Source organism: Microbulbifer weihaiensis (genome assembly GCF_048323715.1).
Classification (GTDB): domain Bacteria; phylum Pseudomonadota; class Gammaproteobacteria; order Pseudomonadales; family Cellvibrionaceae; genus Microbulbifer.
The window spans coordinates 342,388-359,152 of sequence record NZ_JBLWFL010000006.1; the positions used below are offsets into that span (position 1 = coordinate 342,388).

The following is a 16,765-nucleotide window of genomic DNA, read 5'->3' on the forward strand; positions in this document are numbered from 1 at the left end:
ACGTAGTGATGAATGTAAGAAGAAATAAGAGTATTGAATTCAAGGTGAATCGGCTGACTGTTATTGAAAATTTTTCAATAAGTTCATTGCACCTTTTTGGTGTGGCCTTGCTGGTTTTTGTGGGTTTACTCATATCGGCGTGTGAAAGGGAGTACAGACCAAGTGCAAATACAGAAGAGCATAAGTTGGCTCATGGTCATATTGCTGGTGAAACTAACAAGATCTGGGTAGGTGATACTCTTCTGAGTATTCCTCCAAACATTAATTATCAACCCGTAAGCAATGAAAGAATTATTCCTGGAAGGGCAGACCAGATTAAGTTTGGATTAAGGTATCCAGAGCCCGAGCCTGAGAGTTCATTTAATTTGGTTATGATTAAAGTTAGGAATGGAAGTGAAGATCCAGATTTTTTACGCAACAGAATTAGCCGGAAAAATTGGCAGAAAATCTCGGATATAGATTATTTAGGTTTGACAGAGTATCGAAAAGATACGCGGAGCACCGGTTATGGTCACGTAATGTATACGCCGATAGATAGCTCATTTAAAACTCCGAAAGGCGGACCCATTATCTATTCATGTCAAGGTAATGATTTTCATGTAGTGTCCTGCTACTCAGGTTTTGAGTTACAAGATGGATTGTATGTGGAATATATTTTTCCGTATTCACTTATAAAAAAGTGGAAAAAAATACAGCTTGATGTGGCCAACTTTGTTAAAAGATTGATAGCATAAAAGGGAATTTGCGTGGGTGATATTTATATTTCAGAAGAAGAAAGAAGTGAAATCGACCGACCATATAGACTTGGTTTGAATTCGGACGGAAATTATTCGCATATATATGAATATATTGCCTCCATTTTGGACAATGGTGACGTTAAATTGCGGTTTGACGGTTTGACGGTTTGACGGTTTGACGGTTTGACGGTTTGACGGTTTGATAGGCCTGGGTTCTGGCCAAGACATCATCAACAATCTCTCTAGTACCGCTGTATCAGATAACGATGTCTTGCAGTTCCTAACCGATCTCGACGAAAGCAATCTATGGTTCAGCCGCGATGGTGACAACCTGATCGTCGACATTATCGGGTCTGATGACCAGGTGACGATTCAAGACTGGTATGCTGATAGCGCACAGCAGCTGGATGAAATCCGTACCGGTGATGCGATTCTGCAAGCAAGCATGGTCGAGAATCTGGTGAGCGCAATGGCGACATTCGGTGCGCCGCCAGCCGGAGAAGCTCAATTGCCGCAGGAGGTACGTGACCAGGTGGATCCTGTCATCGCTGCAAACTGGCAAGCTGCGTAATAGGAGCAATGCGGCAAACCCGAGTATATGAAGAGCTCGGGTTTGCCTTAAATAGCTTAATTTAGTGGGAATTTTCCGGTATCTGATCAGCCTGTTCTGTGCATCCTCTTATGCGCATAATATAGATTATGTTAAATTGATTATGTTGCCAGGCATGCCCCAAGCCGGTTGGCTACTGCCCCTTAATCTGCACTTCCCAAATGCGTTTAGTGTCATTCCTGCTGTCTCTGATGCCAGTATAAAAATTCTGTCGCCGGTTTCGTGCTATTGCCCGCGCTGTGTCTATGGAATTGCCCACGGCTCCAGTAGCATGCGCGCCTCTTTTCAGGGGGAACCACAATGACCATCGGACAGAAAATCTATATGGCGATCGAGCGTCTATCGGTAGCGCCAAAGCACTGTAATGAATTCCAGCTGTCGTTGCGTGAGTCGCTTGTTCATGAAGGCGCTGAGGTGCAGTTGGCTGACCAGCTAGCGTCAGTCGTACAGGAGACGCTAAAAGCACAAACTGGCAATGACTATCACCTGGGCATGGTCGAGTTGATCGCCATGCGCCCTGAATTCGAACAGCTGATGTTACAAGACGTTGCGGTGACTTCGGCGATGCACAAGTACATGTCGTTCTTTCTCGACCTTATGGATGTGCAGGCCGTGAATCCGCAACCACAGGCGGTGTAACTCGTCAGAATGTTCGCACCTGAGCTGATGCATCACGCTTAAGGCTTTCTTAATTTTCTGTTAAGTTTCCGGTTATAGGCTCTTCTGGCTCGCCGGCCGCTACGCATCCTCGCGTCTCGGTCGGTATTCCGTCGTATTGATTGAGCCAGCCAATGTTTCAGCTATCCCTGCGCTTTTTGCTCCTTTCACTGGCCACGCTTACGCTGTGGCGGCTGGGCCTCGGGGTCTGGTTTTATGGCCGCATCGGCGATCTACCGGCTCTCGGTCGGTTGCTGTTGGGCGGTTTCCGGATTGATATCAGTTTGCTGGCGATGCTAGTGGCTCTGCCATTGCTGGCCGCGCCCTGGCTGAATCATTCAGTGGCGGCGCGCAAGTCAACAGCGTGGTGGTACCGCGTTTGGTGGCTCATGGTCATTTTTATGGAGCTGGTAACGCCTGAGTTCATCGCTGAGTACGATACGCGGCCAAACCGTTTGTTTTTTGAGTACCTTGTCAGCCCTCAGGAAGTGGGATCCATGCTGTTGGAGGGCTATCTCGGGGCTATTTTTGCGGTCGTAGTATTCACGGCCTTGGGCTCGATAGCCGGCAATCGAATACTGCGGTGCGCAGAAACCAGTGACGTCGAGCCAGGCAGTACTGGCGGGAGACTGGCGGTCACCCTCGCCTGCTTCCTGCTGTGCTTTTTGGCTGCCCGCGGAACCCTGCAGCACCGCCCTATCAACCCGGCCCTGGTCGCATTTAGCGATGATAATCTGGTCAATGTGCTCGCTTTAAACTCGTTGTACAGCACTGCCTATGCGCTGTATTCGCTTCGCCATGAAAGCGATGCGGGTAAACGTTACGGGAAATTACCGGAGCGTGAAGTGATCGGGTTGGTGCGTGAGGCGGCCGGTCTCGATGCAGCGCCTGCAGACCCTGAACACCCCAGCTTTCACCGGCAACAACCTGCGCAAAAGCCTGCATCACCCATGAATCTGGTGATTATCGTGGAGGAATCCCTCGGCGCGCGCTACGTGGGCGCGCTGCTAGGGGAAAACCTCACCCCGAACCTCGATACATTAGCGAACGAGGGCTGGTGGTTCGCAGAATTGTACGCAACCGGCACGCGTTCGGTACGCGGGCTTGAGGCTCTCGTCACCGGTTTTTTCCCAACCCCGGCGCGTGCGGTATTGAAGTTGCCGCGTGCACAGCGCAATTTTTTTACCCTGGCGGATTACCTGGGGCAACACGGCTACCACAGCCGGTTTGTATACGGGGGCGAATCCCACTTCGACAACATGAAAACCTTCTTCCTGGGGAATGGCTTTCAGGAAATACATGACCTGCCAACCTTCACGGCACCGGGTTATGTGGGATCCTGGGGGGCCAGCGATGAAGATATGTTTAACGAGCTGGACCGGTTGCTGTCGCAGGATGATAAACCCACCTTCACCCTCGCCTTCAGTGTCAGCAACCACAGCCCCTGGGAATTTCCCGAGGGCCGGATTGTGCCTCGGGGCGAGCGCCAGTCCCGTGAAAATGCCATCCGCTACGCCGACTGGGCCTTGGGTCAATTCTTCGACAAAGCACGGCACTCCAAGTACTGGGATAACACCCTGTTTGTCGTTGTAGCCGATCACGACTCGCGAGTCTCGGGGGCCGATGTCATCCCCGTCGAGCACTTCCATATTCCCGCATTAATCATCGGCCCGGGTATTGCGCCGAAACGGGATGAGCGCCTTGCCAGCCAAATCGACTTGCCCCCCACCCTGCTCTCACTTTTGGGTATCGACGGCACTCATCCAATGCTCGGGCAGGATCTCACCAGACAGAGCCCTGATCGTGCGTTGATGCAATACGGGGAGCGGTTCGGTTTTCGCACGGGAAATCAGTTGGTTGTTCTGCGCCCGGATCAACCGCCTGGTCAGTTTGAAATCCAGGACAGCGCTCTGATATCACGACCTGTTTCGCCGACAGCTGTGAAGACCGCACTCGCCCATGCATTGTGGCCTGGCCTGGCATATCGCCATCAGTGGTATAGCTCCAGCGCCACTGGAAGGTCTGCGCCTGCTGAAAGTGTTTCGGTTGCTGGTCACTGATGATCAAAGTTCATGTTTCTTGTAGCAGGTGCTGCTTCGCGCGAGTGCAGTATTCGGTAAAGGGCTGGTAGCACCAAAAGCGTCAGTATCGTTGAAGAAATAATGCCGCCGATGACCACTGTCGCTAGAGGTCGCTGAACTTCTGATCCGATTCCGGTATTCAGCGCCATGGGCACAAAACCCAGTGAGGCAACCAGGGCAGTGGTAATCACCGGCCGCAGCCTTATCAGTGCGCCTTCTATGATGGCGCTTTCAAGATCCTGCCCGTGATAACGCAAATCCCGGAAGAAGGCCACCATAACCAGGCCATTCAGTATTGCGATGCCCGAAAGCGCAATAAAGCCGACCGCGGCAGAAATGGAAAACGGGATATCGCGAAGCATCAATGACAGCACACCACCGGTAAGTGCCAGAGGAATACCACTGAAGATAGTTAACGCATCTTTCATTGAACCCAGAGCAAGTAACAGTAATCCCATGATCAGCACCAGAGTTAGCGGTACAACCAGGCTCAGGCGCTGGCTGGCCGAACGCAGCGACTGATAGGTGCCGCCATACTCAAGCCAGTATCCGGCAGGAAGTTTCACTTTACTGCTGACCGCCTGCTGTACCTCGGAGACGAAACCGCCAAGATCCCTCCCCCGCACATTTGCGGTTACCACTACGCGTCGCTTGCCGTTTTCACGGAATACCTGGTTGATTCCCTGAACGAGATTCAGTTCGGCTACTTCTTCCAGAGGGACATAATTTCCATCGCGAAGATGCACCGGCAGCTTTGCCAGCTCCGAAGGATCTTTCCGCAGTACTTCGGGCAGGCGTACAACGATGTCCACACGACGGTCGCCTTCATAATAGTGACCCGCGACCGTGCCACGTAAGGCAGTGGCCAGCTGATCCTGAACATTACTGATATCTAGTCCGTATTGCGTAAGGGCCTCTCGATCAGGGCTGATGGTGAGCATCGGAAGCCCGCTTGTCTGTTCCAACTGGATGTCGGCAATGCCTTCCACGTTCTTTATCGCCGCTTCAATTTGATATCCGATGGCTGTAAGCTGGTCGAAATCGTCGCCAAATACCTTGATCGCGAGCTCTGACCGGACACCGGCAATAAGCTCGTTGAAGCGCATCTGAATTGGCTGCAGGAATTCATACTTGTTGCCGGGAATCGGTTCCACCAAAGTCTCGAGTTCTTCAACCAGTTGGCTTTTAGGTTTATTCGGGTCGGGCCATTCAGTACGCGGCTTCATGATGATGAAGTTGTCGGCAACACTCGGCGGCACAGCATCCGTTGCGACCTCAGCAGTCCCAAGTTTGGCAAATACACGCTCGACCTCCGGCATTTCCCTGATTCGGGACTCCAGAGTCTCCTGTAGAACGATGGCCTGCTCAAGGGAAGTACCAGGTATCCGTAATGCATGCATGGCGACATCCCCTTCGTCCAGGTTAGGTACGAACTCGCTGCCAAGTTTGGTGGCGCTGTAGGCAGAAACGAGTACCAGCACTGCTGCCACCGCGACCACGAGTATCCGTTGACGGATGGCAAATTCCAGCAGGGGGCGGTAGATATCGCGTATTTTGTCCAGTACCAGATGCTTTTTCTCAACCACCGGTTTGCGAAAAAGGAGGGCGATACAGGCCGGCACAAAGGTGATTGAAAGCAGCATGGCCGCCAGCAACGCCAAGACCACTGTGATTGCCATCGGGTGGAACATTTTGCCCTCGACACCGCTGAGAGCAAAAATAGGCAAGTACACCGCGGTGATAATAAAAACGCCGAACATGGCCGGACGGATTACCTCGCGGGTGGATTGAAAGACCACCTCCAGTCTCTGTTTCAAGCCCAGTGGCGCACCATTTCCTGAGGCCTCACTCAGGCGGCGAAGGCAGTTCTCAACGATGATGATGGCGCCGTCAACCAACAACCCAAAATCCAGCGCACCGAGGCTCATCAGATTCGCACTGACCCGCGCTTGCACCATGCCGGTTACTGTCATCAGCATGGCAATGGGGATTACCAGAGCTGTCAGTATGGCTGCGCGTACATTTCCCAACAGTAGGAACAGAATGACGATGACCAGTGTTGCCCCTTCGAGCAAATTCGTGCGCACGGTGTGTAAAGTCTTGTCGACCAGACCAGTACGATCATAAACCGCCGTTACGGTTATACCGGCTGGCAAGCTCGCCTTGATGGCCTCAAGTCTTTCACCGACAGCATTGGCTACTGTGCGGCTGTTTTCCCCAATAAGCATGAATACGGTGCTCATCACCACTTCGCGGCCATTTTGCGTAGCGGCACCGGTGCGCATCTCATGGCCTTCACCGACTCTGGCTACATCACCAAGCCTGACCGGAACACCCTGAGCACTGGTTATAAGGAAGTCTTCAATCGCGTCTACGGATTCCACCTGCCCTGGTACACGCATGAGCCACTGGGCACCGTTGTAGTCGATGAAGCCAACACCACGATTACTATTGTTTGCCTGCACCGCTCGGATAAGATCCTGTTGGGTCAGGCCAAAAGCGAGGAGGTTTTGGGGCTCTATAGCGACGAGTATTTCCCGCTTATAGCCGCCGATAGGATTGACTTCAACGACCCCGGGAACGCGCAGCAACTGCGGGCGTATAATCCAGTCGTGTACCGTGCGCAGGTCGGTGGTGGTGATCGCACTGCCATCCGGCTTGCTCGCGCCCGGCTCTGCATCGACGGTAAACATGAAAATCTCGCCAAGACCTGTCGAGATGGGGCCGAGCTCGGGCTCTAACCCTGGTGGCAAGCTATTGCGTGCGGCAATCAGGCGCTCATTTACCAGCTGGCGGGCAAAGTAAATATCGGTGCCGTCTTCAAAAATTACCGTGACTTGGGACAGGCCATAGCGTGATAACGACCGGGTATAGGCGAGTTTGGGTATTCCCGCCATGGTGCTTTCGACCGGAAAGGTTACGCGCTGCTCAATTTCCAGCGGTGTGAAGCCTGGCGCTTCGGTGTTAACCACCACCTGTATATTGGTGATGTCCGGAACGGCATCAATGGGCAGACGGGTGAAATTCCATATGCCGATGCCGCAGAGTAATGCGACTGTCGCCAGTACCAGCAGGCGATTCTGGATTGAGAACCGGATCAGATAGGCCAGCATCCGACAATCTCAGTGATCATGTGCGGCACCGGATTTTTCGATATCTGCCTTGATGATGTAACTATTGCCCGTGACATAGCGCGTGCCTGGCTTGAGTCCATCGAGTACTTCCACCCATTCATCGGCTTGGCGCCCGAGTTTGAGCATGCGTACTTCATATTGGTCTCCATACTGGGCGTAAACCACGGCGTGATCCCGATAGGACTGAAGTGCCGATCGCTGTACCGCAAGTGGCACCTCGTATTCATCGATCTGTATGGCTGCAGAGAGAAATGAACCGGCGGCCAATCCCTGTGAAACCTGATCTAACATGACTCGCACAATGCTGGCCTGATTTGGCCGGAGCACGGGATCGATCTGCTTTACCACGCCGGTTACCGGTGTGCGCATTCCTCGCACGATGAGCGACACAGGGTTGCCGGGATGAACACGCGGGCGCACTGATGGAAATACTTCCAGTTCCGCTATAAGTGCGTGTTCATCGGCAATGACGAGTAAGTTGCGACCGCCAGTTTGCTCCCCTGGGTTGGCATTTCGCTGCAGAACAATGCCATTGATGGGGGAGCTTATAGTGTAAGTTTTGAGGTTTTCATTACTGTTTATCGCAAGCACGGCTTGACCTTTGGTTACTCTTTCCCCGAGGGCAACGTTCACCGAGTCTACGGTGCCGTCAAAACGGGCTCGGACTTCCCTCTTTCGCTCTGGATTCATAACCAGCCGGCCGTAAGCTTTTGTGGTTTCTCGCAGAAGCGCTGGCCCGGCAATTGCGGTTTGTATGCCCAAGGCTTCAGCATTTTCTCGAGTGATACGCGTGCGCCCTTCAAAGCTGTCGTATTGCCAGTGATACATTTTGCCGCGACTGCGAATAGTCACGCTCACCACAAAGGAGTGGGGCTCACGAATCTCTGTGTTCCCACGTAAATAATCGTCTTTGGGGACGAAGCTGATTTGTTCCTGTTCCCCATCCAGTCTGCTGAGGGTTACCGATGCAAGGACCTCTCGCGGATCCACCGGTTTACCCTTCTCTGAAACCCAGGCTCTGAACTCCGGCGAAACACCGGATTCAAAGATTGCGAGTTCCACCGCGATGTCGTCTTTGCGCAACATGCGACCATGGTGGGGGCCCGTTTCAACGGGGGCGGAGCTATGTCCGCCATGCTTCTCACTGTCTGCTACCCCGACTGCACCGCCGCTGAACACGCCCGCGCCGAAAAGCAGCAACGTCACAACCAGACTGCCGATTAAATACGTTTTCACTTTTCGTACCCAGGCGGGCTTACAGGTAAAGGCTGGGCAAGGGACAGGCCGGTAAGTTTTTCGATCTCTATCCAGTACAGTCGGGTTGAATATTGGGCCTGCAGGAATGAAAGGCGAGCATCGATAAGATCCCGCTCAGCCGCTGCAAGTTCGTAGTAACTGTATTTTCCCAACTGGTAAGCGTTACGGGTGTCCGCCAGCGCCCGTTGTAGGCTGGGGATGATGCGATGAGCAAATGCCTCGGATACATGACGACTATGCAGTAGTTGCTGTGCCATAACGTAGACTTGGGTTTCCAGCGCAATGCTTTGTGCGCTCTGTTCCACCTGGTACCGCTTCTGCTCCGCCATAAGTGCGTTCACCCTGGCAATATTGCGATTGCTGCGCCCGAGTGGAATCGTAATGCCGGCAACGAGACTGTAATCATCGACCTCTTCCAGGCGACGGATGCCGGCATCTATACGCCACTGGATACCAGCCTCCGCCTTTGCCAGAGCAATGTCAGCTTCAGCAATTCGGTCTCGATTCAGGAAAAGCGTGAGTTGGGGATTATTGCTGACCTGCTCCTGCAACCAGGCGATATCGATCGTTGCAACTGGCACCGCAAGCGACCCTTTCAGTGCCGAAAAGCGCGGATGTCTGTCACCCCACTGGGCAGCAAGCTGGTACTTGGAAATGATGTATTCATGTTCGACGTCTTCAGCGGCCAGGCTGCGACGCTCCAGTTCCGCCCTGGCGCGCGAGGCTTCGGCCTCGGGCAGCTTTCCTGCTTGTACTTGCCTTCGAATATCTTCCAGACCGTGACGGGCCTCTCTCTTCGCGTGTTGCGCGAGAGACAACCGCTCTTGTTGTGCCAGAGCCTGCAAGAAATAGCGCGCGGTATCCGCAGCCACATCCAGTGCAGCAATTTGCTGCTCGGTTTCAATCAGTGAAGCTTGTATGCGAGAGGCTTGTACACGCTTGTCGATAACATCGCACTGCAGCACCCAGCCAACACCCACCGTGACTTGTGCATTTTGAGTACCGTTAAAGTTTCCCGTGCCGGCGACGTCTTCGATTTCCACTCCAAGCTCTGGTCGCGGGCCGACGCCCGCCTGGATCGTACGCGCCGCTGCCGCTTGACGACGAAATTCATACGCTGCAAGCCGTGGATGTTGCTGCAGGCTGTAGAACACGGCCTGCTCGTAGCTTATGGTCAGAGTGCCAGCCTGCTCCTGGGTTTCGGCAACCGGCCGTAAAAATGCAAACAGGGCCAAAACGACCACTGCGACTTGTGCAACCAGCTTCTGTTGCTGGTAAGGCAAGACATTTCGCTGCACTGGGGTTCCCTGCGAAGATCCGGGATCGAACAGCTCTGGTGGCGGTCGGATCCGATTGATCATTGTTATGCACCAACCTTAGCAGTTCGCCGCTAAACCGCTCGCTATTCAGGGCAATTGGGCATGTTATCGAGGAAGAACTGAGGGATCCGTGCTTCCAACCAGTATTGGGGACGCCAGAGGCTTCCACTTATAAACCCCACATGACCGCCCTGCTTGCTGATCTCCAGGGTTACAGAGGGACTCACTTCGTGCGGTTCGGGAATGGCACTTCTGCAGACGAACGGATCATCGGCCGCATGGAGAATCAGTGTCGGTATTTGTATGTGCTTTAGCAGAGGCTTACTTGAAGCGCGGGTGTAGTAGTCATCGACGTCGGCAAATCCATGTAGTGGCGCCGTAAAGTGATCATCGAAATGCCGGAAGCTTGAGAAGTACCGCGCCTCATCGAGTTTGGGCATCTTGTGGGCCAGCTCTGGATTCTGTGCTTTGCGCCGTAGGCTGTCGCGCAAGCTGCTAAGTAGATGGCGCTGGTAAACCCTGGAAAACCCCTGCTGCAGCCGTCGGCTGGACGCGTGCAGATCCAATGGTGCGGACACCGAAATCGCCGCGCTCAGTGGGGATTGCTCAGCATCCTCGCCGAGCCATTTCAGAAGAACGTTGCCACCCAGCGAGTAACCAACCGCCATGAGTGGTGTTGCCGGGAAGCGCTCGCGCAGATGCCCGGCCAGCCACCGGGGATCGGCACTGTCGCCACTGTGATAGGCACGTGGCAACAGATTGGGCACACCGCCGCAGCCTCGAAAATGCATAACGGCGACCTGAAAACCTGACGCCTTAAGTGCCTGCATAATACCCTGCACATAAGGTGACTCTACCGAGCCTTCAAGGCCATGAAGAATCAGTACGATGGGTGCACTGGCATCATCTCGCAGAGGTGCTGGCGTATGCAGCGCTAGCCGGTCGCCGTCGGGCGTCTGTAGCCATTGGCACTGGGTGTGGATCCAGGGGCGCGGGCGGTGGTAGCGGGGAAAAATTGTTTGCAGATGGCAGTTGCCAAGCCCTATGGCAGGACGGAAGGCTTCAGTACGGACAAGGGATGAATGGGGGCTACTGGGCATTATCTGGTACAACTTGTAAGGGCCGCTCAGATTAACGGCCCTCGCAGGAATTTGCCAACCTCAAGATGCTTCGGGCGCGGTCACTGCTTCATACAAGCGGTAATCGCCCCCCGGCATGATCACGAATACGTTATACGGCTTGAAATCTTTACCCCGATACATCCCGGGACTGCCTTTCGGCATTCCTGGAACAGCCAGGCCAATGGCATTTTCGGGCGGATGCGCAAGAAACTTCCGTATCAGGCGCGCAGGTACATGCCCTTCGAACACATACTGGCCTTTCGAGACACCGGTATGGCAGCCCTGCATACTGTGCGGAACGCCTTTCTGTTGCTTGATAGTGGCGGTATCCAGATCATTTTCGCTGGTCACCGTAAAGGCATTCTGCTCGAGGTGCTTTATCCACTCCTTGCAGCAAAGACAGAACGGCGACTTGTACACCACGATCTCATCCTGTGATGTCTCACCGTCTGCATGACTGGCAAGTGGTACAAGCCAACAGGCGAATAATAAGAATAAAATGCGGAAGCTGGGGTTAGGTGATTTCTGCATAGTAGATGGCAAAATGATTGTTGTTGTCCGTCCAATGCCGACATGGCGTAAAACCCGTGCGTGCCAGCAGCTTCGTGAGCCCTTCCTGGGTATATTTGTGGCTGTTTTCGGTGTGGATAGTCTCCCCTTCTTCAAACTGAAATTGCACACCAGCCACCGTAACTTGCTGGCTTTTCAGGCTGACCAGGTGCATTTCCACCCGTTGTCGTAGCGGATGGTAAAAGGCGCGATGGGAAAAACCATCCATGTCAAAGTTGCCATTCAGTTCACGATTGATCCGCCGGAGCAGGTTTTTATTGAACGCTTCCGTCACGTGCTCATCATCGTGATAGGCGCGCTCAAGCACCACAGAGTCCTTGACCAGGTCAACGCCCAGCAGGAGCCCGTCGCCTGGCGACAGCCAACTGGCAAAATCCGCCAGTAGCCTCTCGGCCTGCTCGCAGGAAAAATTGCCGATGGTAGACCCCGGGAAGAAAATCACGCGGCGATTACCCAGCCGGTTAGGCTCCCAGGTTATTGGCGCAGTGAAGTCTCCGACAACCGCCTGTATCGGCAGTGATGGTAGTGCCGCCTGAAGCCGAGATTCTGCTGCATGCAGAATCTCCGGCGAGATATCAATGGGAATATACGCTGCGGGGGACTCCATCACAGACAGCAGGGGCTCGGCCTTTTCACAGTTACCCGCGCCGGGCTCGACCAGGGTGACATTTGCCCCGAGCGTCCTGGCAATTTCGGGCAGATTCTCTGCGAAAATATGCGCTTCAGTCCTTGTCAGGTAGTAATCCTTGAGCTCGCAGATTTGCTCAAATATTTTTGAACCGGCTGCGTCATACAGGTATTTACACGGAAGAGACTTGCGGTCTGCCCTGAGCCCACTTATCACATCGCTTAAAAAATCACCGCCCTCCATTTCTTGCGACTGCAGAACCTTGGGGACGTTGCCTTTCGGAGCATTTGGCTGGGTATTTAGCGCAATATTCAAACTGGGTCTCCTGCCAGTCGGATGCCGGTGAACTGCCATGCTTGATAAGGATAGAAAAAATTGCGGTAACTGATGCGGATGTGGCTGGCCGGTGTCACACAAGAGCCACCGCGCAGTACCATCTGGTTGCACATGAATTTGCCGTTGTACTCACCTACCGCATCGGCACTGGCGCGAAATCCGGGATAAGGCAGGTACGCACTGCCCGTCCACTCCCAGAGATTGCCGAGAAATTGCGCTGGACCATGGCTTTCGACCGCAGCACAGTATTTGCGTTTTTCCAGCATGTTGGCACTCGACAAGGCATCTGGCTGCCGGTGTAGCCAGGCCGCGACTTCCCATTCGAACTCCGTGGGCAGGCGCTTTCCGGCCCAACTGGCGAAGGCGTCCGCCTCATAAAAGCTCACGTGTGACACCGGAGCTTCCATATCCACGGGTACCAGGCCCCCGAGGGTGAACTGGAACCAGTCGCCATCACGCTTTTGCCAGTAGAGGGGCGCTTCTCGCCCGTGCTGATGTACCCAGGCCCACCCGTCCGAGAGCCACAGGCGGGGTTCGCGATACCCGCCCTCTTCCATAAACTCGAGGAACTCCCCATTGGTGACCAGGCGCGAGGCGATCTGAAATGCGGGCAGGAGTTGCTGGTGCGCAGGCCCTTCATTGTCGAAGTAAAAGGCATCGCCATCACTGCCTATGGCGTAGGTGTCTTCAGGTACTTCCAGCCATGTCAGGCCCTTTGCCCGCACATCCGGGTCGTCGTCACCGTCGAGGTCTTCGAGATAAGCCGGTAGTAGAGGATTTATCGAGAACGCATGCTTGATGTCAGTGAGTATCAGTTCCTGGTGTTGCTGCTCATGGTGGAGGCCAAGTGTCAGCAGCTCGCCGACAGGCAACGGGCAGTCTTCTTCGGTAAGGAGTTGCTCGATTGCGCGATCCACGTGCTGCCGATACGCAAATATCTGTTCGATGTCTGGTCGTGAGAGCAACCCGCGCTGGGGTCGGGAAAACGGCTGGCCGAGAGCGTTGTAATAGGAATTGAACAGGTGATGGTAGTCGGGATCAAACACCCGGTATCCGGAGAGGGACTTCCTCAGCAGGAAGGTTTCAAAAAACCAGCTGGTGTGCGCCAGGTGCCATTTTGTGGGACTGGCATCAGGCATGGATTGAAGCTGCATGTCTTCTGCGCCCAGCGGGTCAGCCAGTGAACAGCTTTCATTGCGAACCTGCTGGTATTGGTTAAGCAGGTCGATACGTGCATCTATCGACAGCTCCTGCATGGAAGGAGAAGCTCCGGACTCCCCCGCTACCTCTGATCCCACCTGCGTAATCAGATTCATCCCCGGATCCAGTCAACGACTTTAGTGTTTTGATCATACATGCATTGTGGTGGATTCCCATGAATACGGCGCATTTAGTGCGGGATCTCGCGCCAGGAATTTGCTGGCATGATCGGCAGGCACAAAAAAGGGCCGGCAAAGCCGACCCTTTCGAGTTGATCCGCAATGGAAATTGCGATCAGAAGCGCACGGTGAAGTCTGCGCCGTAAGTACGCGGCAGGAAGCGCCATGCAGGGCTCGCGCCGATTGCAGCACCAGTGCCGCCGTAGCCGCCGGCGATTTCTTCGTCGGTTACGTTCTGAACCCACAGGGCTGCAGCGTAACGGTCGGAAGCGCTGTTCCAGCCAGCACGCAGGTTGAACAGCTGGTAGTCCGGGATTACACGAGCCGGGTCGCTGATGGAGCCCACACGCTCGCCGGTCCAGTTGTAGTCACCGCGCAGAACAACTTCGCCACCTTGATCCAGGCCGAAAGAGTATTCAGCCATGATGTTGAACTTGTTCTTGGGAGTGCCCACACGCGGCTGGCCTACACGAGAGTTTTTCTCTTCCGTTTCACCGATGGATTCGATGATCTGGTAGCGGGTGTACTCGGTATCCAGGTACGAGTAGTTACCGGCGATGAACAGGTTGTCGGTGGCTGCCCACTGAACTTCCATTTCCGCACCACGGCCTTCCGCATCAGCGTTGCGCAGGTAGTAGTTCGGGATTGGCTTACCAACCAGATCCAGTTGCTGCAGGTTCTTGTAATCGTACGCGAATACAGACGCATTGAAGCGCACTGCATTGTCAAACAGGCTGCTCTTCATGCCGATTTCGAGGTTGGTCACGCTCTCCTGGTCGAAGGACGGATCAATACCAGGAGCAGCACTGAAGCTGTTGAAGCCACCCGCCTTGAAGCCATCTGCCAGAGAGATGAAGGTCATGACGTCATCGTTCCAGCGATAATCCAGCACGACACGGCCAGACAGGTCGCTCCAGGAATCATCCAGCTTCGCGTAAAGATCTTCGATGCCATTGTTGTTGAACGCCATGCCGAAGCGCTGCTGCATCACTACGCCGGGCATAGGAATAGCAGTCAGGAAACTACCGTCGGGCAGAGGAATCGCCAGCGGGTTACCGTCATCATCAACGAGACCGATATTACCAACCAGCGCTACCGGCAGTGCATTCTGGTAGGAGCTCTCAATGGTGAAATCTTTTTTATCGGCGGTATAGCGTGCGCCAACAGTCAGATCCATTTTTTCAGTGAGGCTCCAGGTGGCGTCACCGTAAATCGCCGCGGAACGATAGTCACCAGTGTTGGTAACGCTTTCGTTCCAGGGGGTATCGGCGGCAACCCATGGATAAATTCCAGTCATCAGAGAGGCCATCATGTCCGCTCTGCTCAGGTTTTTCGCACCGAGCTCCATTCCGTAAGGTGCCAGCATGGCATTCAGCGGCGCCAGCTGAGCGCCAATCTGCTGCTGGAATACATCGGAAGCCATCAGCAAGTCATAAACCACGGAGGTTACTGCGGAACCTTCCGGCATGCCCGGTACCAAGCCAGCTGCCATAGCCGCGCGAATTTTTGCAGCCGCATCTTCCTGCTCAGTGGTGCTCATCTGATCGAAGACGGCCTGCGGAATACCAAACATCTCCGGATTACCCTTCAGGCCTTCATAAATCGCGAAGGACTCGAGAGAACCTGCGGTGAAGTACGCATCGGTAACGTGTTCCAGCTCTTCACGAGAATACGACGCACCCAGGGTCCATTTCAGCGTGTCAGTCGCGCCATTGAGACGGAATTCCTGGGAGAACTGGGTCTGCTCATCAAAGTTGGCAGAACCGAACATGTAATCCGGGTTAGCGGTGCCGTCTTCGTCCTGCTGCAGGTGCGCGTCAAAACCGCGATATGCAGTGATCGAGGTGAAGGTCAGGTCGTTGAAGTCGTGGGTAATGGTCAGCGACGTGCCCCAGGAATCACGATCTTCAATGGTTGGGGTATCCAGCGCGTAATCACCAAATACATCGGTGCCGCCATCCATCGCCTGCAGGGTCGGAACAATGGAAGAGCGCAGCGCACTGCCCTGATCCATGATGCCGTAATCGGCACGCCACAGTACTTCAGTGTCAGGAGAGGCTTCCCAAACCAGGGATGCACGGTACGTCTGGGTATCGATATTGCCGGTTGTGGCGCCGCCGTTAATATTGTCAGCGAACGAGTCGCGACGGTTGGTAGACGCGGTGAAGCGACCGTATACGGTGTCGCTCAGCTGGCTGTTCAGCAGCAAATCAGAAGAAATACGGCCGAAGTTACCGGCAGACAGGTTCAGCTCGGCAGTGTCTTCCGCCTGCGGCTTCTGGCTGATGATGTGGATGGCACCACCGGTCGCATTGCGGCCGAACAGAGTACCCTGCGGGCCTTTCAGCACTTCCACGCGCTCAATGTCGGCCAGAGGAATCTCGGCGCCTGCGCCACGGCCGGTATATACGCCATCGACGTACACGGCCACTGCTGGGTCGGAGCCCACAGTAAAGTCGCCAGTTTCAATACCGCGCACGCTGTAGGTCGGCTGCAGCGGGGTATCGTTGTTCATTTCCACGCCGGGGGTAAATTTACCCAGATCCGTCAGGTTCTTAACGCCCATCGCTTTCATGGAGTCGCCAGTAAAAGCGGAAATGGCAATAGGAACATCTTGCAGGTTTTCGGCGCGCTTCTGCGCAGTTACTACTACTTCTTCGATCTCGGCAGCATATGCAGTGCCGCTCAAAGCGGTTGCTACGGCTATGGCGCCGGAGAGGGTGGACAGGGTAAAGAACCGGTTTTTACCGGACTGATCGGCGTTGTGCATCATCGCGGCCTCGCGTTTAGTTTTTATTGAACAAGCGTGATGAAAACTGCTTTTTTTCATTGTTATGTCCGGCCATATTACGGGCACAAAAGTATCAAGAAAAGCACTTGGTGACTTTTTTGTTGTGACTAGTCAGTTTTCTCTCAGGACAAAGTGCATTATCGCG

The 16,765-nt window shown here is 54.2% G+C and carries 13 protein-coding genes; 5 read left to right on the plus strand and 8 right to left on the minus strand.

Annotated features, from left to right (window positions below; genetic code table 11):
- The first annotated feature begins 5 nt into the window (after positions 1-5).
- The 5 genes from ACNKU7_RS09620 (at position 6) to ACNKU7_RS09640 (ending at position 4,064) form a co-directional block, all read left to right on the plus strand.
- Positions 6-734, plus strand: coding sequence for a hypothetical protein (locus ACNKU7_RS09620; RefSeq protein ID WP_418296755.1), 729 nt, complete (start codon positions 6-8; stop codon positions 732-734).
- Positions 735-746: 12 nt separating this feature from the next.
- Complete coding sequence (locus ACNKU7_RS09625; RefSeq protein WP_418296756.1) at positions 747-908, plus strand: hypothetical protein; 162 nt, start codon at positions 747-749, stop codon at positions 906-908.
- A 100-nt stretch (positions 909-1,008) separates the two neighbouring features.
- Positions 1,009-1,308 (plus strand): calcium-binding protein, encoded by a 300-nt coding sequence (locus ACNKU7_RS09630; RefSeq protein ID WP_418296757.1) that lies wholly within the window; start codon positions 1,009-1,011, stop codon positions 1,306-1,308.
- A 339-nt stretch (positions 1,309-1,647) separates the two neighbouring features.
- Positions 1,648-1,986: a hypothetical protein gene (locus ACNKU7_RS09635; RefSeq protein WP_418296758.1), complete on the plus strand. Its 339-nt coding sequence runs from the start codon at positions 1,648-1,650 to the stop codon at positions 1,984-1,986.
- Between the two features lie 152 nt (positions 1,987-2,138).
- Positions 2,139-4,064, plus strand: a complete 1,926-nt coding sequence (locus ACNKU7_RS09640) for an LTA synthase family protein (RefSeq protein ID WP_418296759.1) — start codon at positions 2,139-2,141, stop codon at positions 4,062-4,064.
- Here ACNKU7_RS09640 and ACNKU7_RS09645 read toward each other — a convergent pair.
- From ACNKU7_RS09645 to ACNKU7_RS09680, 8 genes are all read right to left on the minus strand, one after another.
- The gene (locus ACNKU7_RS09645; protein WP_418296760.1) at positions 4,058-7,198 is read right to left on the minus strand and encodes an efflux RND transporter permease subunit; all 3,141 of its coding nucleotides are present in this window, start codon (positions 7,196-7,198) and stop codon (positions 4,058-4,060) included. The genes ACNKU7_RS09640 and ACNKU7_RS09645 overlap by 7 nt on opposite strands.
- Positions 7,199-7,207: 9 nt before the next feature.
- Positions 7,208-8,455: an efflux RND transporter periplasmic adaptor subunit gene (locus tag ACNKU7_RS09650; protein ID WP_418296761.1), complete on the minus strand. Its 1,248-nt coding sequence runs from the start codon at positions 8,453-8,455 to the stop codon at positions 7,208-7,210.
- On the minus strand, positions 8,452-9,774 hold the full coding sequence (locus ACNKU7_RS09655) for a TolC family protein (RefSeq protein ID WP_418296762.1): 1,323 nt from the start codon (positions 9,772-9,774) through the stop codon (positions 8,452-8,454). The genes ACNKU7_RS09650 and ACNKU7_RS09655 overlap by 4 nt, the downstream gene beginning before the upstream one ends.
- Positions 9,775-9,878: 104 nt before the next feature.
- A complete protein-coding gene (locus tag ACNKU7_RS09660; RefSeq protein ID WP_418296763.1) occupies positions 9,879-10,895 on the minus strand; it encodes a hydrolase in 1,017 nt (338 codons plus the stop codon).
- 60 nt (positions 10,896-10,955) lie between these two features.
- Positions 10,956-11,447, minus strand: a complete 492-nt coding sequence (locus ACNKU7_RS09665) for a DUF411 domain-containing protein (RefSeq protein ID WP_418296764.1) — start codon at positions 11,445-11,447, stop codon at positions 10,956-10,958.
- Positions 11,431-12,429, minus strand: a complete 999-nt coding sequence (gene egtD / locus ACNKU7_RS09670; RefSeq protein WP_418296765.1) for an L-histidine N(alpha)-methyltransferase — start codon at positions 12,427-12,429, stop codon at positions 11,431-11,433. The genes ACNKU7_RS09665 and egtD overlap by 17 nt, the downstream gene beginning before the upstream one ends.
- A complete protein-coding gene (gene egtB / locus ACNKU7_RS09675; RefSeq protein ID WP_418296766.1) occupies positions 12,426-13,766 on the minus strand; it encodes an ergothioneine biosynthesis protein EgtB in 1,341 nt (446 codons plus the stop codon). The genes egtD and egtB overlap by 4 nt, the downstream gene beginning before the upstream one ends.
- Positions 13,767-13,944: 178 nt before the next feature.
- Positions 13,945-16,602, minus strand: a complete 2,658-nt coding sequence (locus ACNKU7_RS09680) for a TonB-dependent receptor (RefSeq protein ID WP_418296767.1) — start codon at positions 16,600-16,602, stop codon at positions 13,945-13,947.
- Between the last annotated feature and the right edge of the window lie 163 nt (positions 16,603-16,765).